The sequence below is a fragment of the Azospirillum sp. B510 genome (assembly GCF_000010725.1).
Taxonomy (GTDB): Bacteria; Pseudomonadota; Alphaproteobacteria; order Azospirillales; family Azospirillaceae; genus Azospirillum; species Azospirillum lipoferum_B.
The window spans coordinates 35,199-53,549 of the sequence record NC_013857.1; the positions used below are offsets into that span (position 1 = coordinate 35,199).

An 18,351-nucleotide genomic window follows, 5' to 3' on the forward strand; every position below is an offset into this window, starting at 1 on the left:
TTCAGAATTCGGTCACCACGGTGACGCCGGCGACCTCGAACCTGTCCATGCCCATCAGGGCGTCGATCGACTGCTCCAGGCTGATCGTCCTGCCGATCAGCTTCTCGGGCGCCAGCTTGCCGCAGCGCATCATCTCCATCATCGCGTCATAGCGGTGGGCCTGCATGCCGTGGCTGCCGAGGATTTCCAGTTCCTTGGCGATGACCCGGTCCATCGGAATGGCCGGGGTGCTGTTCTCGGCCAGCATCAGCCCGACCTGCACATGCTTGCCGCGCTTGCGCAGATTGCTGATCGAGTTGAAGCAGGTGGTCGGGTGCCCCAGCGCGTCGAGCGAGACATGGGCGCCGCCGCGCGTGATCTCGATGACCGCCTCGGCGACCTGCGGCACCTCCGCCGCGTTCACCGTGGCGGCGGCGCCCAGCGCGCGGGCCAGCGCGAGCTTGTCTTCGGAGATGTCGACGGCGACGACGTTGGCGCCCAGCGCGTTGGCGATCATCACCGCCGACAGGCCGACGCCGCCGCAGCCATGCACCGCCACCCATTGGCCGGCCGACGCCTTGCCCTGATCGACGACGGCGCGGAAGGAGGTCACGAAGCGGCAGCCGAGGCTGGCGGCGGTGGTGAAATCCATCGTCTCCGGCAGCCGCACCAGATTGATGTCCGCCTGATGCAGGCCGACATATTGGGCGAAGGAGCCCCAATGGGTGAAGCCGGGCTGGAACTGCCGGTCGCACACCTGATGGTTGCCGGAATGGCATTCGGGACAGGCGCCGCAGCCGCCGACGAACGGCACCGTCACCCGGTCGCCGATCCGCCATTTCGTCACGTCCCTCCCGACCGCCTCGACGATGCCGGCCAGCTCGTGGCCCGGCACATGGGGAAGCTGGATGTCGGTGTCGTGACCGACCCAGCCATGCCAGTCGCTGCGGCAGACCCCGGTCGCCATCACCTTGACGACGACGCCATGCGGCTCCGGTGTCGGGTCGGGAACGGTCATGATGCGAGGGGGTGCGGAAAACGCCTCGTAGACCACGGCTTTCATCGGGAATCCCCTTCTGGAGGTTTCCCGCATTCTATGGGGAACGCCCTGAAATTGCTTTTCAATTGAAGAGGGGGCGGCCCTGGGATATGAAGGATTCTTTCAGAATACATCGTATTCTTGAAGGAATGCTCCGGCATGACCGTTCTTGATAAAATGGATGCCGCGATCGCGGACCGGCTGCAACAGGATGGCCGGCTGTCCAACGCCAAGCTCGCCGAACAGCTGGCGCTCAGCGAGGCCTCCTGCTGGAGGCGCCAGAAGCGGTTGGAGGAGTGTGGCGTGATCACGGGCTATCAGGCGGTTCTCGACCGCCGGAAGCTGGGCTTCGGCGTGATGGCCTTCGTGCAGATCGTTTGCACCCAGCATGGCGGGGAGGTGACCGCGGCGTTCGAGCGGATCATCCAGGCCTGCCCCCATGTGCTGAGCTGCCACAACACGACGGGGGAGGCGGATTTCCTGCTGATCGTCGTCGCCCGCGATCTCGACGATTACAGCCGCTTCGTCGACACGGTGCTGAGGACGCTTCCGGGGGTGGCGAGCATCCGGTCCAACCTGTCGCTGCGGGAGATGAAGGCGACGAACCGATTGCCCGTGCTGGAGGAGCCCCATCGCTGACCGCCCTCCCCCGATCCGGGAGAGGGCGGTCCGGTATCGCCTTGACCGATCGGTCTTACGCCGCGCGGACGCCGCGCAGGAACTCGTCGACGGCGCCGCTCAGCGTCCGGGCCTCCCGCGACAGTTCGCCGGCGGCGTCCAGCACCTGACCGGCCATGCTGCCGCTCTGGTTGGCCGCCTGCTGCACCTGGACGACGTTGACGGTGACCTCCCTGGTGCCGGACGCCGCCTCCGTCACGTTGCGGGAGATTTCACCGGTCGCCGCGTTCTGTTCCTCGACGGCCGAGGCGATGGCGGTGGTGATGCCGCTCATCTGGGTGATGGTGGCGCCGATGCCCTTGATCGCCTCGACGGCGTCGCTGGTCACCGCCTGCATGGCGGCGATCTGGGCGGCGATCTCGTCGGTCGCCCTTGCCGTCTGGGTCGCGAGATTCTTCACTTCCGACGCCACCACGGCGAAGCCCTTGCCCGCCTCGCCGGCCCGCGCCGCCTCGATGGTGGCGTTCAAGGCGAGAAGGTTGGTCTGGCCGGCGATCGACTGGATCAGGATCACCACCTCGCCGATCTTCTGCGCGGCGTTGGCCAGACCGGCCACGGTGTCGTTGGTCCGCGCCGCGTCCTGGACCGCCTGGGCGGCGATCTGCGACGAGTTGGTGACCTGCTTGGAGATTTCGACCAGCGAGGCCGACATCTCCTCCGCCGCCGCGGCGACGGTCTGGACGTTGGCGGAGGTCTGTTCGGCCGCCGCCGCCGAGGCGCCGGCCTGATGGCTGGTCTGTTCCGCCGTTCCGACCATCGAGGTCGCCACCGACTGCATCCGGCCCGACGCCGTGGCGACGCTTTCCACCACGCTCTTGACGCTGGCCTCGAAGCGCTGGGCCATCGCCGCCATCGCCGCCTTGCGCTCGGCCTCGGCCTTGGCCTTCAATTCTTCCTGTTCGGCGGTCATGCGGGCATTGTCGATGGCGTTGCGCTTGAACACCTCGACCGCCTTGGCCATGGCGCCGATCTCGTCGCCGCGCTCCTGCCCCTCGATCGTCACGCCATTGTCGCCGGCGGCCAGACGGCCCATGACGGCGGTCATGGCGCGGATCGGCACGGCGATGCCGCGCGACAGCAGGATGCCGGCACCAAGCGCGATGACGATCATCGCACCACCACCGAGCAGGTTGACGGTGTAGGAGGAGGAGAAGGCGTCGGCCTGATCCTCGGCACGCTTGACAAGAAGATCACGCTCCGTCTTGTCGATTTCCGCGATCTTGGCGCGCAGGCCGTCCATCGAGGCCTTGCCGGCGCCCGACGCCTCCAGGGCGCGCGCCTGGTCGCGGGACTCCGGCTTGGCCATCAGCGCGATCTCCTGTTCGGCGACCGTCGTCCGCCAGGTCTGGGCGAGGCGGTCCACCTCGGCGAAGCGCGCCTGCTGCGCCGCATTGTCCGATGTCAGCTGCTTCGCCTTGGCCAGGGCTTCCGCATAGTGGCGCAGACCGCCCCGGTACGGCTCCAGGAACTTGTCGTCGCCGGCCACCAGATAGCCGCGGACGCCGGTCTCCTGGTCCACCATGGACGCCATGATCCGGGAAACCTCTTCGAGGACCTCGTAGGTATGGACGGTCCAGCCGTTCGACTTCTCGATGAAGGACAGCTTCGAATAGCTGAAGCCGGCGACCGCCATGGCGACCGTGACCAGGAACGCGAAAGCCGCCACCAGTTTCTTGGCTATCGACAGGTTTGCAAAATTGACCATGGTCTTGTTGTCCCCCAACCCTACATTGTGATCGCTATGACGAAGTCCGTGCATCCAGCAGAAGGTGTCTTGCAAAGAAATAAAACCGTTCATATAGCTTCTCGCAAGACGGCTTCCGTTATCCTTCCCTTTCCGCTTTAAACCGAAGTTAATGTGACAGCCCTGAAACATCAGGGATAAGTCTTATTGATCTCAGTTTCGTATAAGGTGAATCCTGTATTCTGAAATACAGCACATGAAAATTCCGGCCTTGCTGGGAATCCCGCCAGATCGCTTGCGGAACGTTGCGGCCCTGTGATTGGAATCTTTCAAAGCCGCAAGGGGGGATGCCGCCTCGCGAAGGCGGCATCCCGCTGGCCGTCCGGTATCTCCAGCCATCCCCCGTCGCCATCCCCCGTCGCCATCCCCTGTCGACATCCCCTGTCGACATCCCCCGTTGCCGGGCGATCTCAGCCGGCGCGGATGCCGCGCAGGAACTCGTCGACGGCGCCGCTCAGCGTCCGGGCCTCCCGCGACAGTTCGCCGGCGGCGTCCAGCACCTGCCCGGCCATGCTGCCGCTCTGGTTGGCCGCCTGCTGCACCTGGACGACGTTGACGGTGACCTCCCTGGTGCCGGACGCCGCCTCCGTCACGTTGCGGGAGATTTCGCCGGTCGCCGCGTTCTGTTCCTCGACGGCCGAGGCGATGGCGGTGGCGATGCCGCTCATCTGGGTGATGGTGGCGCTGATCCCCTTGATCGCCTCGACGGCGTCGCCGGTCACCGCCTGCATGGTGGCGATCTGGGCGGCGATCTCGTCGGTCGCCCTTGCCGTCTGGGTCGCGAGATTCTTCACTTCCGACGCCACCACGGCGAAGCCCTTGCCGGCGTCGCCGGCCCGCGCCGCCTCGATGGTGGCGTTCAGCGCCAGCAGGTTGGTCTGGCCGGCGATCGACTGGATCAGGGTCACCACCTCGCCGATCTTCTGCGCGGCGTTGGCCAGACCGGCCACGGTGTCGTTGGTCCGCGCCGCGTCCTGGACCGCCTGGGCCGAGATCTGCGAGGAGGTGCTGACCTGCTTGGAGATTTCGACCAGCGAGGCCGACATCTCCTCCGCCGCCGCGGCGACGGTCTGGACATTGGCGGAGGTCTGTTCGGCCGCCGCCGCCGAGGCGCCGGCCTGATGGCTGGTCTGTTCCGCCGTTCCGACCATCGAGGTCGCCACCGCCTGCATCTTGCCCGACGCCGCGGCGACGCTTTCCACCACCCCCTTGACGCTGGCCTCGAAGCTGTGTGCCAGCGCCGCCATCGCCGCCTTGCGGTCGGCCTCGGCCTTGGCCTTCAGCGCGTCCTGTTCGGCGGTCATGCGGGCGTTGTCGATGGCGTTCCGCTTGAACACCTCGACGGCCTTGGCCATGGCGCCGATCTCGTCGCCACGCTCCTGCCCCTCGATCGTCACGCCGTTGTCGCCGGCGGCCAGACGGCCCATGACGGCGGTCATGGCGCGGATCGGCACGGCGATGCCGCGCGACAGCAGGATGCCGGCGCCAAGCGCGATGACGATCATCGCTCCGCCACCGAGCAGGTTGACGCTGTAGGAGGAGGAGAAGGCGTTGGCCTGATCCTCGGCGCGCTTGGCGAGGAGATCACGCTCCGCCTTGTCGATCTCCGCGATCTTGGCGCGCAGGCCGTCCATCGACGCCTTGCCGGCGCCCGAAGCCTCCAGGGCGCGCGCCTGGTCGCGGGTTTCCGGCTTGGCCATCAGCGCGATCTCCTGTTCGGCGACCGTCGTCCGCCAGGTCTGGGCGAGGCGGTCCACCTCGGCGAAGCGCGCCTGCTGCGCCGCATTGTCCGCCGTCAGCTGCCTCGCCTTCGCCAGGGACTCCGCATAGTGACGCTGGCCGATGCGGTAGGGTTCCAGCAGCTTGTCGTCGCCGACGACCAGATAACCGCGGATGCCGGTCTCCTGATCCACCATCGACGCCATGATCCGTGAAACCTCTTCGAGGACCTCGTAGGTATGGATGGTCCAGCCGTTCGACTTCTCGATGAAGGACAGCTTCGAATAGCTGAAGCCGGCGACGGCCATCGAAACCGCCACCAGAGACACGAAAGCCACCACGAGTTTCTTGGCTATCGACAGGTCTGCAAAGCTGATCATCGTATCGTCGCCTCCTGGACCGAACGCCATATTTATGGCGGTCGACCTGCTGGATATTTAGAAAATCTCTGCCGCCTTCACAATTTTCGTGGAGATGGGCCGCAAAGTTCTGTGATCAAAATTTGCCAACAGGATTAATGAATAGTTAAAACGATATAATTCGCTACCTTTTATGCAACTTGTATATGGATGTGATTCTTATGATCACGTGTATTACAAATTTTATATTCCATTAAATTCAGAAAGACTCTGAATTAACGTTTGGGCTGAGATTAATAATTGTCTAACGCCATAACGACGCCTCGGGAGAGCCACCCAGGCGCCTGACGGATCGCTCCCGATCCGCAAGGCTCCCGTTCTTCGGGCGGGGGTTGTGTTCGTCCACCGATCCCGCAATATCGGTCCCCGCGCAGGCCTCGGGCCTGTTCCCGCGGACTCTCGCTTTCAACAATCTCCGGGCCATTCCATGACCGCGGCATCCGCCACCGACACCCGCCCCGGCATTCTGATGATGCTGGGCGGGATGACCCTCTTCACGCTGAACGACGCGCTCGGCAAATGGCTGGTGGCCGACCATCCGGTCGCCATGCTGGTCGCGGTGCGCAGCCTGTTCGGGCTGGCGGTGCTGGCGCCGATGATCTGGCGCGACGGCGTCGCCGCGGTCTTCGCCGTCGACCGGCTGCCGCTGCACATCCTGCGCGTGGTCCTGATGACGGTTGATATCGGCTGCTTCTACTGGGCGGTCGGCTATCTGCCGCTGGCCGACGTGATGACGATCTATATGTCGGCACCCTTGATCGTCACCGCGCTGTCGGTGCTGGTGCTCGGCGAAACCGTCGGCTGGCGCCGCTGGGTCGCGGTGCTGGTGGGATTCGCCGGAGTCGTCATCGTGTTGAACCCGACCGGGCGCTTCGATCTGTGGCCGTCGCTGGTGGCGCTGCTGGGCGCCTTCATCTTCTCAAGCGGCGTGATCTCGACCCGCATGCTGCGCTCGGCCTCCAGCCTGACGCTGGTCGGCAACCAGATGGTCGGCGGCATCCTGATCGGCGGGGTGGCGCTGCCCTGGTCCTGGGCGGCGCCGGGTTGGCTCGGCTTCCTCCTGTTGGGGCTGCTCGGCGTCACCGCGCTGGCCGGTCATGCGATGATGAACCGCTCGCTGCAACTCAGCCCGGCGGCGGTGGTGGTGCCGTTCCAGTATGTGTCGATCCTGTGGGCGGTGGTGCTGGACCTGCTGGTCTGGGGCACCGCGCCGACGCTGCGCATGGCGGTGGGGGCGGCGCTGATCATCGGCAGCGGCCTGTTCATCGTCTACCGCGAACAGCGCCTCAATCGCGGTGTCGCCGCCGAGGGCGTGGCCGAGATACCCTGAGGCTGCGGCCGTCCCGCAACCAAAAGGCGCGGTTCCCGCCTCAGGACCCGAAATGGCGCGGGACCAGCCTGACGGTCGACGGCTCGACCGGCCGCCAGCCGTAATCGCGGATGACGTCGTTGGATTCGACCGCCCGCCGTCCCTCCGCCAGCGACCATGTGATGTGGTAGGTCGAGCCGTCCGGCCGTTCGCTGGTGCCGTCGATGGCGACGACCAGGGCCTGCACCCCCTCGCCGTCGTCGGCGCAGCCGATCACCTCGGCCTCGGTGGCGGTGGGCAGCGGCTCCTGCGGGCCGGCGCCGAAGCCGAAGGTCACATGATCGGCGACCAGCCGGTCATAGCGCGGCGGAACCAGAGCCAGCAGGCGGCCGCGCTCGTCGGCCGGCAATTCCCACCCGGTATAGTCCGAACCCATCACCCGTACCCCCGAACCGCAAGGCGCCGACAGCATCAACGCCGGCCGCCGTTCATGATCCCGTCCATAATTCTAGTCGCTTCGGCCGGTCCGGCAATCAGCTCGATCATGCGGATGGCGGTATAGCCGGACCGCGCGCCGCCGGCCGGTCCGGACAGCGCCTGTCGTGCCTTTTCCGTCAGCGAGGCGGTGGCCTTTTGCGTCACCTCCCGCAATTCGCCGCGCAGCCCCAGCGAATCGGCGATGGTCGCGCATTTGCGCAGCGCCCGGGCATGGTTCTCCGCCTGGGCGAGCTGGGCGCGGCCCTCGCTGCCGCCGTCCAGCGCGCCGATCGCCGCGACGATGCCGAGGTCTGCATCCAGCAGAACCTGGGCCTTCACCATGGCATGGACCGAATTGCGGACCTGCTTCAGCCTTTGGTCGAACTCCCTGTTGCGGCTGTGCTCCATCGCCGCGCGGGTGGCGTCCAGGCTGGCGACGAGGTCGAGCGCCAGATCGGCCACCGCCATGCGGTCGCCGGCGGGACCGGCGCCGCCCTCGCGCGAGCGGTCTTCGATCTGGGCGACGACGGTGCCGCTCAGCGCCATGAACAGGGCGGCGCGGTCGGCCGGCTTCTGGCCCAGATCCATGTCCCACAGTCCGCTGAGCAGGACCGACGGGTCGGTCAGGCGCGACGCGGCCAGCAGGATGAAGATCTTCAGCGCCTCCGGCCGGGCGCGGGACAGCCGGCGGCCGATGGTCCGGATCGCCTCGACATGGTCGCCGTGCAGCTTCGGCACCGGCTTGGGCGCCAGCGCCGCCTTCAGCTCCGCCACCTCGGGCGCGATGGACAGGATGACGGCGATGTCCGACAGCGCGCGGGCGCGGTCGGGATTCATCCGCAACTCCAGCGCCTCGCTGTAATGACCGGCCACCGCCCCCTTGGCGATCTCCGTGACCGCGACCGCGCATTCCGCCCAGAACGCCTCGGTCAGCGCCTTGCGCTCCGGTCCGTCCCGCAGGGCGGCGGGGCGGAAGGCGCGCAGCCGCTCCTTGCCGATCTGTGCCTCCACCAGCGGCCACAGGCTGTTCATCAGCGCCCGTTCGATCACGCTCAGCGGCACCGGGTCGGACTTGCCCAGCGCTTCGAACAGATCCTCGAACGGGTCGCAGAACAGGCGCTTCAGGGTCGGGCGGCGGTGCAGCCGCAGCTCGACCAACCGGGGACGGATGACGGCGATGGTGCGCTGGATGTCGGGATGGTCGTTCATCTGCTCCAGCAGATCGACGACCTGACGGAACTTGGCCTCGTCGATGTCCAGAAGCTTGTCGCCCAGCGCGACCAGATCCCTCATCTCCATGGTCAGGCCGCCTTCCCTTTGATCGTCTCGATCCGCATGACCAGATCGACGTCGAGCTGGCCGCTGCGCCAGTCGACATAGGCGCGCACCGACCGCTTATGGCTGGAGATCAGCTTGTCGGCCAGCATCGACTGGTCGGCGCGGCCCTCGTCCCTGGGCAGCAGGGGGATGACGCGGAAGATGTCATGGACGGCGATGTCCTGGCTGTGCCGGTCCTGGGTCAGCGCGTCGCTCCACAGCAGGATCAGGAATTCCCAGCCGTCGAGCAGCCAGGACAGCCGGCTGCATGCCTTGCGGATCTGCGGCCGCTTGGTTTCCCACTGGCGCAGCAGCAGCTCGAACGAGGCCATCGCCTGATCGAGCTGACCGATGACGGTGCGGGCATGGTTGACCGTGTGTTCCGCCACCTCGGCGCAGAAACCGCCGATCGGGGCCGCCTCCGACACATTGTCGGTCGCCCAGTCGGTCATGCTGTCGCGGAAACCCTGGAGGTCGCGCATCAGCCGCCGCAGCCGCGCCGGCTTGGGCGAGGTGGCCAGCCCGATCGCCTCCATCATCACCGCCAGCTCGGCGATGCGGCCATAGAGTTCGGTCGGTTCCAGCGCCAGGCGCTGCGCCGCCTTCATCATCAGGTCGCGCGTCAGCTTCTGCCCTTCGGCGGAGGTCAGCCCGACCCGCAGGATCTCGGTCGATTCCAGCCCGACCGCCTTCAGCGCCTCCACGATCAGCTGATAGTTGATCAGCAGGCGCTGGTCGTCGTCGTCGCTCAGCGCCGCCTCGGCCGCCGCCACGGCGCCGCCGCCGGCCAGACCGCAGCGCGCGGCCTCCAGCACCGCCTTGCGGATGTCGTCGGGGGAGCAGCCGTCGGCCTTGGCGATCAGGTCATGCAGCATCCGGTCATGCACCGTCATCGGGAAGGCCAGCGGCAGCGACTTCCACGGCACCACATAGACGCCCCGTCCCTCCGACAGGTTGGGCACCAGCACCTCCAACTGGTCGCGGCTGTCCTTGCGCACCCGGGTCTGGGCCAGGACCGGCGTGGTGAAAGCCACGGCGGCACCACGTTCCTCGAAGGTGGAGGGGGCGAAGTTGGTCAGGGAACGCATCGTGTCCTGCTGCCGTGGCGCCGGGGAGTGTCGGGAGTCTGATGACAATCCGATTACGAGACTGATTACGAGGGCAAGAGGCTGAATTTTGTGTTAAATCCAACATAAGTGACGGCGAAATCATATCACTTTCAAACGGCCTCGCCGGCGCTCTCGCGGTACCTCCGCCGCCGGACGTCGACAGGCGGCCCCCGACGTCCGTTGTGATGACAAGGACGGTGCGGGAGGGCTGGAGGCATGACGGCGGCTGTGCGATCGGTGGTCAGGTGGACCGGCTATGCCCTGCTGGGGGTTGCCGGGCTCATTGCCGCCGGGATCGCCGCCATGCTGGCGCTGTTCGATTGGAACGACGCGCGCGGCGTCATCGCCCGCCGCGCCTCCGCCGCCCTGAACCGCGAGGTCGCCATCGACGGCGATCTTCGTGTCCGCCTCGGCGATCCGATCCGCATCCATCTGGAGGGGCTGCGCGTCGCCAACGCCGATTGGGCGCGGGACGGGAGCATGGCGGAGATCCGGGCGCTGGACGCCACGCTGCGCCCATGGCCGCTGCTGCGTGGCGATTGGGAGCTGCCGGAGGTGAACATCCAGGGGCCGACGCTGATCCTGGAGAAGAACGGCAAGGGGGAGGCCAATTGGGAGTTCGGCCCGCCCACCCTGGAAAAGGAGGTTGCGAAGCGGGCCGCCACGCCCGACGACCGCGGCGACATCCCGGTGATCGGGCGGCTGGCGATCGCCGAAGGCCGGCTCCGCTATCGTGATCCCACCAGCGGCATCGACATCGACAACGCCATCGACACCGCGACCGGCGGCGATGGCGGCGACGTCGTCCGGCTGACCGGCAAGGGCAGTTTCGCCGGAAGGCCCTTCACCCTGGCGGCGGAGGGCGGCTCGCTGCTGTATCTGCGCGACGACCCGAAGCCCTATCCGCTGAAGGTGGAGGCCGCCGTCGGCGCGACCCGGGGCCATATCGAAGGCTCGGTGGCCGAACCGGTGAAGCTGGAGGGCGTCGACCTGTCGGTGCGGCTCGGCGGCGACGACATGGCCGAGATCTTCCCCATCCTCGGCATTCCGGCGCCGAAGACGCGGCCTTATTCCATCTCCGGCCATCTCGGGCGCGAAGGCACCGTCTGGAGCTTTCGCGGCATGAACGGAAAGGTCGGCGAAAGCGATCTGTCCGGCGACCTGCTGGTCGATACCGGCGCCGACCGGCCGATGCTGCGCGCCGACCTCACCTCCAACCGGCTGGCGGCGCTGGATCTGGCGGGCCTGGTCGGCGCCTCGCCGCGCGGCGGCGGCGATTACCCGACCCGCGGCCCCGGCCGCGTCATCCCCGCCACCCCGATCCCGGTGGAGAAGCTGCGCAACGCCGACATGGAGGTCCGCCTGCGCGGCAAGCGGGTCGAGGCTCCCTTCGCCCCGCTGGAGGGGCTGGACATGACGGTCAGGCTGACCAACGGCGATCTGCGGGTCGATCCGCTGTCGCTCGGCATCGGCGGCGGCCGGATCGCCGGCACGGTGCGGCTGGACGGCTCCGGCAAGTTGCCGGCGATGCGCACCGACCTCGACATCCGCGCCATGAAGCTGTCCGCCTTCTTCGCGGAGAGCGCGCTGGCCGGGCAGGTCGGCGGCACGGTCGCCGGACGAATCGAGCTTGCCGGTGGCGGCAGGACGGTCGCCGACCTGCTGGCGGGCTCCGACGGCAAGATCGGCGTCGCGGTGGATGGCGGCCGCGTCACCAGCCTGGCGGTCAAGGGGCTGAAGACCAACATCCTGGAAACGCTCGGCGTGGTGATTTCAGGATCGAAGCCGATGCCCTTCAACTGCCTGGTCGGCAACCTTGCGGTGCGCGACGGCATCGCCGAGGTCGAGGCGCTGGTGCTCGACACCCCGGAGACGCTGATCACTGGCAAGGGCCGGATCAGCCTGCGCAGCGAGTCGCTGGATCTGCGCATCGTCGGCGACGCGAAATCGCCGCAGCTCTTCGCCACCCATGTCCCGGTCCTGGTCGGCGGCACGCTGGGCGGTCCCGACATCGGCGTCGACCCCACCGAGTCGGCGGCGCGCGGGGCGGCGGCGGCGGCGCTGGGCGTGCTGCTGACTCCGCTGGCCGGCATGTTGCCCTTCCTTGACCCGGGCGGCGATGAGCAGCCACAGTGTGGCCGGCTGGTGCGGGATGCCCGCTCCCCCGGCAAGGGGGCGCCGGCGGCCGGCGGGTCGGGCAACGGGCGCGGGGAGGACGGTGCGACCGGGAAGCCGTCGGGATCGGCGCGCTGACCGGATGCCGGATTTCATCCCCCTGCCCGCCTGCCGCCTGCCCGCATGTCCCCGGCCCCGGACCACAGGAGAAGGACGCTTCCCCTCCCCATGACCATCGACCAGATGTTTTCCTTCGGCATCATCGGCGTGGTGATCGCGCTGCTGATCTGGGACCGGTTGCGCTATGACCTCGTCGGGATGATCGCCCTGCTGGCCTCGGTGGCCGCGGGCATCGTGCCGGCCAAGGAGGCGTTCCAGGGCTTCTCCGACGACATCGTCGTCATCGTCGGCTCCGCCCTGGTGGTCAGCGCCGCGGTCGGCCGTTCCGGCGTGGTCGAGGCGGCGATGCGCCCGCTGACCGTCCGCATGACCGGCGTCTGGACCCAGGTGGCGGTGCTGGCCGGGGCGGTGACCCTGCTGTCGGCCATCGTCAAGAACATCGGCGCGCTCGCCATCCTCATGCCGATCGCGGTGCAGGTGGCGCGGCGCACCGGCACGCCGGTGTCGGTGCTGCTGATGCCGATGGCCTTCGGCTCGCTGCTGGGCGGGCTGATGACGCTGGTCGGCACCTCGCCCAATATCATCGTCTCGCGCGTGCGGGCGGAGATGACGGGCGAGCCCTTCCACATGTTCGATTTCACCCCCGTCGGGCTGGTGATCGCCCTGTTCGGCGTCGCCTTCCTCACCGTCGGCTACCGGCTGCTGCCGAAGGGGCGGGCGGCGGGGGCGGGGCCGGCCTTCAACATCGACGACTATACGGCGGAGGTGCTGCTGCCCGTCGGATCGCAGTTCGTCGGCCGCACCGTGGCGGAGCTGGAAGCCTTCGGCGAGGCCGAGGTGACCGTCGCCGCCATCGTGCGCGAGAATTACCGCCGCTATGTCCCGTCGGGCCATTGGGTGCTGTTCGCCGACGACATCCTGGTGCTGGAGGGCGACACCACGGCGCTGGCCGATCTGGTCAAGCGCGCCGGCCTGCGCATGATCCATGACAAGGACCAGGAGGAGGTCGAGAACGAGGATGACATCGCCGTGGTCGAGGCGGTGGTGGAACAGCGCTCCGCCATGATCGGCCACAGCATCGAGGAGGTGAACCTGCGCGAGCGCTTCGGTGCCAATCTGCTGGCGCTCAGCCGGCGCGGCCGTCCGATCCGTCAGCGGCTGCGCCGGGTCCGCCTGCAATCGGGCGATCTGGTGGTGCTGCAATGCCGGCAGGCCGCCGTCGCCGACACGCTGGCCGAGCTGGGCTGTCTGCCGCTGGCCGAGCGCAACCTCGCCATCGGCCGCACGCCGAAACGGGCGGCGGCGGTGGCGGTGCTGGGGTTGACCGTCCTGCTGGTCGCCTCCGGAACGCTGCCGGTCGCCATCGCCTTCTTCGGGGCGGCTGTGGCGATGACCGCGCTGAAGGTGGTCAGCCTGCGCGAGGCCTATGACGCCGTCGAATGGCCGATCCTGGTTCTGCTGGGCTCCCTCATTCCGGTCAGCGAGACCCTGCGGACCACCGGCGGCACCGAGCTGATCGCCGGCTTCCTGTCCGACGCCTCGCAAGGCCTGCCGCCGATCGGCGCGCTCGCCATGATCATGGTGGCGGCGATGGCGGTGACGCCCTTCCTCAACAACGCCGCGACCGTTCTGGTGATGGCGCCGATCGGCGCCAGCCTCGCCACCCATCTCGGGCTCCGGCCCGATGCCTTCCTGATGGCGGTGGCCATCGGCGCGGGCTGCGATTTCCTCACCCCGATCGGCCACCAGTGCAACACGCTGGTGATGGGGCCGGGCGGCTACCGCTTCGGCGATTACTGGCGGCTCGGTCTGCCGCTGTCGATCATGGTGGTGGTGATCGGCACGGCGGCCATCGCGCTGTTCTGGCCGCTGGTGCCGCGATAGAAGCGAGGGGCCGGATGTCCCATGCAGGGGCGCATGGGACATCCATGGGTGACGCGCGGGGGGCCGTTGCCGGTCAGGGCTGCCGCACCCTGCGGACGAAGCCGTCGACCTCGGTGTTCAGCGCGGCGCTCTGCCGTGACAGGGTGTCGGCGGCGGCCAGCAGCGTGTCGGCGGAGCGCCGGGTGCGGTCGGCCGCGTCGGTGACGCCGCCGACATTGGCCGACACGCCCCGCGTGCCGCGCGCGGCCTCCTGGGCGTTCCGGGTGATCTCCTGGGTCGCGGCGCCCTGCTCCTCGACCGCCGAGGCGACGGCGACGGTGATGGTGGAGATGTTGCCGATGGTCCGGGTGATGCTGTCGATGGCCTGGACGGCGTGGGCGGTCTCCTCCTGGATGGCGCTGACCTGGGCCTGGATGTCCTCCGTCGCCTTGGCGGTCTGGTTGGCGAGATTCTTCACCTCGCTGGCGACGACGGCGAAACCCTTGCCGGCCTCGCCCGCCCGCGCCGCCTCGATGGTGGCGTTCAGCGCCAGCAGGTTGGTCTGGCTGGCGATCACCTGGATCAGGTTGACCACGTCGCCGATGCGCTGCGCGGTGGCGGCCAGCCCCTTCACGCTTTCATTGGTGGCGTTGGCCTCGCTGACGGCGTTCCGGGCGACCGACGAGGCGCCGGACACCTGACGGGCGATCTCGGCGACGGAGGCGGCCAACTCCTCCGCCGCGGCCGCCACCCCCTCGACATTCTCCGTGGCGTGGAGGGCGGCCGCCGACATGGAGTCCGATTGGTGGGACGCGTCCTGCGCGGTGGCGGACAGGGCGCGCGCATCCTCCTGGACGCTGCCGGTGGCCGAGCGTACTTCCGACACCATGCGGGACACCGATGCCTCGAACTCGTCGGCGAGCTTCGCCATCGTCCGCCGCTTTTCCTCCTCCTGGCGGCGGTCCCGCTCCTGCTGGGTCGAGCGGGCGGTCTCGGCCTCCTCCAGCCCACGCTTGAACACATCGGTGGCGCGCGCCATTTCGCCGATCTCGTCGCTCCGGTCGAGACAGGGAATGGTCACGCCATGGTCGTTGCGGGACAGCCGGGTCATCGCGACCTTGAGGGCATCGAGCGGGGCGGAGACCCTCGCCACGAGGATCCAGCCGGCCAGCGCCAGGATGAGGCCCAGCAACGCCAGCGTCGTCACATTGACCGTGTGGTAGAAGGCCACGTTCCGTTCCGCCGCGTCGATCGCGCCCTGCGTGCGCTGCTCCAGCAGCACGTAGAACTCATCGACAGGCGCCATGATTTCCGATTTGAAGGTGTGATATTCCTTTGAATGCATCAGGTTGCGGGCAAGCTCGAAATCAGGCTCCTTCTTCACGGTGTAGTTGCCGCGCCCATCGTCGAACTGGCCCTTGACGGCGTTCATCGCCCTGGTCTCGAGCTTCACCAGCCCGTCGGAATTGGCCTGCGCCTGCTTGAGCTTTCCGAATTCCGCCGCCGTGAAGCCGGCCTGTTCCATCAGCGTCTGGAGGGGGACCGCGGGCCCGTCGTTGCGCGGTTTGGTGCCGGTCGCGGCGACGAAATCCCAATAGATTCGGTGGTAGGCCAGCGGGCGAGGTTTCTGCCCGTTGCGGATGGCGAGCACATCCCAATACTGGGCTTCGTATTTCGCATCACCAGTGACGACGTAGGTGCGGGCAAGCCGGGTCAAGTCGTCGGAGCTCTGCCGCAATTCATCGGCCAGCAGATAGGAGTTGTATCTTGTGGCTTCCGCTGCCGTCAAAGAGTCCCTGGCGTTGCTTAAGAGAATAAATGATATGATGTTTGCGGAGAAGGCGATGATCAGGAGTGGTGCCATGATAAAGATCATTTTCCTGACAGACAACTTCATCCGCACATCTCCCGATTGAAGTATTGGTGAAAAGCCATCCAATGATCGTTACCCTACGATCATTACGAATGTATGTCATCAAATTTCGGATTGTGAATATGACGATGCGAGCGTTGCATAATTTTATGAGCATGGGCATCCATGCGATGTGATGACGGGCATCCTTCGGTTGTCTTCCGCGCCGTTGCGGCGGGAGTCGCAGGATTCGCGGTCCGCTTCGCATCGACGCTTTGCGAGGTTCCGTCACTGGCCGGTCTGATGTAGGCTTCTCCCATCGCAAGGCCCATGAACCGGCTCGGCCGGACAGGAGGCTGACATGTCGGTTTGGCGTCGTTATCTGGTGAAGGACGTGACCGGCCGGCTGGTCGATCTGCCGAGCAGACTGCTCGACCGTGCCGACGACGGCACGGCGCCGCTGCCGCATTTCGCCGGCCGCTGCGTGGAGCTGGTGGCGGCGGTGATCGTCGGTGATCGCCGAACCCTGCCCCGCGTCACCGAGCTGGCCTTCACCAAGCTGTATTTCGACCAGATGGGCTATGTCGACGCCGCCAAGCGCGAACGCATGATCCGCCTGATGCTGGAAAGCTGCGCCGACCGCCGCTGCCGCCCGCCGCGCCGGAATGGGCATCAGGGCGCCTATCACGACGATTGCGCCCACCTGTCCCGCCGTGCCGGGGCCGCCCGCGACCAGCTGGTCCGCGAATTCGGGTGGGAGCCCAAGCCCGCCGAGCGGGACGCCGCTCTCAGCCGTCTCGATCCCGCCCGTCTGCGCCATGCTCCGACCGAGCCGGCGCGGATGCTGCATTGAGAATCGCCGTCTCGCGCCCGTGATAAGGGTGAGGGGGGTCTTTTCGCCCCGTCCCCGCCGGCCCATATGCAGGCGAACGGAAAGCATGGAGCCTGGCGACCCGCAGATGAGTCCTCCCGATACCGCCCAGACGCTGTCTCTCGCGCGCGTGCGACAGTTGGCCCTGATCGGCGCCGGATGCACGATCATCCTGCTCGGCCTGCTGATCGCCCCTCTGCCCGGTCCCGGCGGGCTGCCGGTGATGCTGCTGGGCGGCGTGCTGGTGCTGCGCAACTCCGCCGACGCCCGCCGTCTGTTCGTCCGGACCAAGCGGCGTTATCCCCGCATGTTCGGTCCCGTCGAACGCATCCGGCAGAAGCTGCGCGCCCGCCGCCTGCGCAAGATGAACGGCGGCTGACCGGCGCGGTTTTCGCGGGAACTCTTATCGCCCGGACCCGCCGGTGATAGGAATGGGCGGAAGCGTTTCCGTTCGTCTGGGGGGCATGTCCGGCCGTTGGAACAATGGAACATCCCCGGAAATCCGTTCCACGGTGTTTCAAATGTTTCATCTCCGCCGGCCGCCCATGGTCTGCCCTGCGGAAGCAGGGCAATCGCTTGACCGACGTTAGCCGCGCTGCCGGATGACGGTTTCGAGGTAGTCGGCGTTCCAGGACATTTTCTTACGCTTGACGGTCAGGCTCTGTTTGCCTGGGGCCTTTCGGATGAGGTTTATGGCCATGTGCCGGATGGCGGCCATGTTTTGAGGGCCGAAGCCGGACCGCAAGCGGGAGAGGTCGTCGTGGAAGACGACATCAAGCACCCAGTGCAGGCGGTTCTCGACATGCCAATGGCAGCGGACAGCGTGGGCCAGGAGACGGGCGTCGAGGCGTGCCGAGGAGAGAAAGTAACGCCGTTCTCGGCTGGGCTTACCCTCCCGCTCGACGTCGGCCTCGACCATGGCGATGCTGGTCAAGGCGGGGAAGCGGGGCTCGCCCGGGAAGCGGCGGTCGGTGGACAGCCAGTCGACGTCGTGGCTGACGACATGGTGGCGGACTTCGATCCGGCCATGGTCGCCGTCGGTGGTGGTGAACGTGTCGGATACGCCGTCGCGTGCCTCGCTGAAGTAGCGCTCGATTTCCCCGCACAGGATCGGCCAGTTGCCCTTCACCGCCAGCAGATAGTCGGCACCCTTGTCGAGAATGGCTTGGGCGATCTTGGTCTGGCACCCCATGGCATCGATGGTTACCAATGCTCCGGTCAGGGCCAAGCGCTCCAGCAGCAGTGGAATGGCGGTGATCTCGTTCGACTTCGCCTCGCAGGCTTGCTGGCCCAGCACCAGCCGCTGTCGGCTGGCCCAGGCGGAGACGAGATGCAGCGGGTTGCGCCCCTGAGCCCGAGCGTGAGCGCGCCGGGAGGTCTTGCCGTCAATGGCGACGATGTCCGGCTCGCCCTCGCGCAACCCGTCCACCCACGCCGTGAAGCAGGACGAAAACAGCTCGCCATCAAGCGCGTTCATCACGTCGTTGAGCGTGTCATGGCTGGCGATGCCTCGCCGGTAGGGCAGGAAACGACGCAGAAAGTCCAGGCGATCCTCGCCCCACTCCTCGATCTCGACAAAGTTCTCCGCCCCACCCAGGGTGGCACACAGCACCAGGAGCAGGATTTCCGGCAGCGGATATACGACCTTCCATGCCTGACGCGGATCCTCCAGCGCCGAGAAGTGATCCAACAGCGACTTGCCAGCCCCTTCCGCCATACCTGCCTCCCATCAATGGAGGC

The 18,351-nt window shown here is 67.2% G+C and carries 14 protein-coding genes; 6 read left to right on the forward strand and 8 right to left on the reverse strand.

Going from position 1 to position 18,351, the window contains the following annotated elements:
- Nucleotide 1: 1 nt before the first annotated feature.
- The gene (locus AZL_RS24715) at nt 2-1,042 is read right to left on the reverse strand and encodes a zinc-dependent alcohol dehydrogenase family protein (RefSeq protein WP_012977155.1); all 1,041 of its coding nucleotides are present in this window, start codon (nt 1,040-1,042) and stop codon (nt 2-4) included.
- Between the two features lie 135 nt (nt 1,043-1,177).
- On the opposite strand from AZL_RS24715, the gene AZL_RS24720 reads away from it, so the two are divergent.
- Nucleotides 1,178-1,657 (forward strand): Lrp/AsnC family transcriptional regulator, encoded by a 480-nt coding sequence (locus AZL_RS24720; RefSeq protein ID WP_012977156.1) that lies wholly within the window; start codon nt 1,178-1,180, stop codon nt 1,655-1,657.
- 55 nt (nt 1,658-1,712) lie between these two features.
- Here the strand turns inward: AZL_RS24720 and AZL_RS24725 are convergent, their stop codons facing one another.
- On the reverse strand, nt 1,713-3,401 hold the full coding sequence (locus AZL_RS24725; protein WP_042445765.1) for a methyl-accepting chemotaxis protein: 1,689 nt from the start codon (nt 3,399-3,401) through the stop codon (nt 1,713-1,715).
- A gap of 449 nt (nt 3,402-3,850) precedes the next feature.
- Nucleotides 3,851-5,539 (reverse strand): methyl-accepting chemotaxis protein, encoded by a 1,689-nt coding sequence (locus tag AZL_RS24730; protein WP_012977158.1) that lies wholly within the window; start codon nt 5,537-5,539, stop codon nt 3,851-3,853.
- A gap of 466 nt (nt 5,540-6,005) precedes the next feature.
- On the opposite strand from AZL_RS24730, the gene AZL_RS24735 reads away from it, so the two are divergent.
- A complete protein-coding gene (locus tag AZL_RS24735) occupies nt 6,006-6,908 on the forward strand; it encodes a DMT family transporter (protein ID WP_042445580.1) in 903 nt (300 codons plus the stop codon).
- 40 nt (nt 6,909-6,948) lie between these two features.
- On the opposite strand, the gene AZL_RS24740 is transcribed toward AZL_RS24735, so the two are convergent.
- Genes AZL_RS24740 through AZL_RS24750 form a run of 3 tightly spaced genes read right to left on the reverse strand, consistent with a single transcriptional unit; the run spans nt 6,949 to nt 9,769 of the window.
- Nucleotides 6,949-7,323 (reverse strand): hypothetical protein, encoded by a 375-nt coding sequence (locus AZL_RS24740; protein ID WP_042445583.1) that lies wholly within the window; start codon nt 7,321-7,323, stop codon nt 6,949-6,951.
- A gap of 35 nt (nt 7,324-7,358) precedes the next feature.
- Complete coding sequence (locus AZL_RS24745; protein ID WP_012977161.1) at nt 7,359-8,663, reverse strand: hypothetical protein; 1,305 nt, start codon at nt 8,661-8,663, stop codon at nt 7,359-7,361.
- A gap of 2 nt (nt 8,664-8,665) precedes the next feature.
- Nucleotides 8,666-9,769, reverse strand: coding sequence for a hypothetical protein (locus AZL_RS24750; protein WP_012977162.1), 1,104 nt, complete (start codon nt 9,767-9,769; stop codon nt 8,666-8,668).
- Between the two features lie 237 nt (nt 9,770-10,006).
- Here AZL_RS24750 and AZL_RS24755 point away from each other — a divergent pair, with 237 nt between their 5' ends.
- Both AZL_RS24755 and AZL_RS24760 read left to right on the forward strand, forming a co-directional pair.
- Complete coding sequence (locus AZL_RS24755; protein WP_012977163.1) at nt 10,007-12,043, forward strand: AsmA family protein; 2,037 nt, start codon at nt 10,007-10,009, stop codon at nt 12,041-12,043.
- Nucleotides 12,044-12,133: 90 nt separating this feature from the next.
- Nucleotides 12,134-13,909, forward strand: coding sequence for an SLC13 family permease (locus AZL_RS24760; protein WP_012977164.1), 1,776 nt, complete (start codon nt 12,134-12,136; stop codon nt 13,907-13,909).
- Between the two features lie 73 nt (nt 13,910-13,982).
- Here the strand turns inward: AZL_RS24760 and AZL_RS24765 are convergent, their stop codons facing one another.
- Nucleotides 13,983-15,785, reverse strand: a complete 1,803-nt coding sequence (locus AZL_RS24765) for a methyl-accepting chemotaxis protein (protein ID WP_052293770.1) — start codon at nt 15,783-15,785, stop codon at nt 13,983-13,985.
- A gap of 316 nt (nt 15,786-16,101) precedes the next feature.
- On the opposite strand from AZL_RS24765, the gene AZL_RS24770 reads away from it, so the two are divergent.
- Together AZL_RS24770 and AZL_RS24775 are read left to right on the forward strand one after the other, a co-directional pair.
- Nucleotides 16,102-16,593 (forward strand): hypothetical protein, encoded by a 492-nt coding sequence (locus AZL_RS24770; RefSeq protein ID WP_012977166.1) that lies wholly within the window; start codon nt 16,102-16,104, stop codon nt 16,591-16,593.
- Between the two features lie 106 nt (nt 16,594-16,699).
- Entirely contained in the window at nt 16,700-16,990 is a 291-nt protein-coding gene (locus AZL_RS24775; RefSeq protein WP_052293771.1) for a hypothetical protein, read from the forward strand.
- A 207-nt stretch (nt 16,991-17,197) separates the two neighbouring features.
- Here AZL_RS24775 and AZL_RS24780 read toward each other — a convergent pair whose 3' ends face one another.
- Nucleotides 17,198-18,328 (reverse strand): ISAs1-like element ISAzs15 family transposase, encoded by a 1,131-nt coding sequence (locus AZL_RS24780; protein WP_012974918.1) that lies wholly within the window; start codon nt 18,326-18,328, stop codon nt 17,198-17,200.
- Between the last annotated feature and the right edge of the window lie 23 nt (nt 18,329-18,351).

What these genes read in the sequence shown, in the direction of transcription:
- AZL_RS24720 (WP_012977156.1), top strand. Translation starts at nt 1,178, where the DNA reads ATGACCGTTCTTGATAAAATGGATGCCGCGATCGCGGACCGGCTGCAA.
- AZL_RS24725 (WP_042445765.1), bottom strand. Translation starts at nt 3,401, where the DNA reads ATGGTCAATTTTGCAAACCTGTCGATAGCCAAGAAACTGGTGGCGGCT.
- AZL_RS24755 (WP_012977163.1), top strand. Translation starts at nt 10,007, where the DNA reads ATGACGGCGGCTGTGCGATCGGTGGTCAGGTGGACCGGCTATGCCCTG.
- AZL_RS24745 (WP_012977161.1), bottom strand. Translation starts at nt 8,663, where the DNA reads ATGGAGATGAGGGATCTGGTCGCGCTGGGCGACAAGCTTCTGGACATC.
- AZL_RS24750 (WP_012977162.1), bottom strand. Translation starts at nt 9,769, where the DNA reads ATGCGTTCCCTGACCAACTTCGCCCCCTCCACCTTCGAGGAACGTGGT.
- AZL_RS24780 (WP_012974918.1), bottom strand. Translation starts at nt 18,328, where the DNA reads ATGGCGGAAGGGGCTGGCAAGTCGCTGTTGGATCACTTCTCGGCGCTG.
- AZL_RS24730 (WP_012977158.1), bottom strand. Translation starts at nt 5,539, where the DNA reads ATGATCAGCTTTGCAGACCTGTCGATAGCCAAGAAACTCGTGGTGGCT.
- AZL_RS24770 (WP_012977166.1), top strand. Translation starts at nt 16,102, where the DNA reads ATGTCGGTTTGGCGTCGTTATCTGGTGAAGGACGTGACCGGCCGGCTG.
- AZL_RS24760 (WP_012977164.1), top strand. Translation starts at nt 12,134, where the DNA reads ATGACCATCGACCAGATGTTTTCCTTCGGCATCATCGGCGTGGTGATC.
- AZL_RS24740 (WP_042445583.1), bottom strand. Translation starts at nt 7,323, where the DNA reads ATGGGTTCGGACTATACCGGGTGGGAATTGCCGGCCGACGAGCGCGGC.
- AZL_RS24715 (WP_012977155.1), bottom strand. Translation starts at nt 1,042, where the DNA reads ATGAAAGCCGTGGTCTACGAGGCGTTTTCCGCACCCCCTCGCATCATG.
- AZL_RS24775 (WP_052293771.1), top strand. Translation starts at nt 16,700, where the DNA reads ATGAGTCCTCCCGATACCGCCCAGACGCTGTCTCTCGCGCGCGTGCGA.
- AZL_RS24735 (WP_042445580.1), top strand. Translation starts at nt 6,006, where the DNA reads ATGACCGCGGCATCCGCCACCGACACCCGCCCCGGCATTCTGATGATG.
- AZL_RS24765 (WP_052293770.1), bottom strand. Translation starts at nt 15,785, where the DNA reads ATGAAGTTGTCTGTCAGGAAAATGATCTTTATCATGGCACCACTCCTG.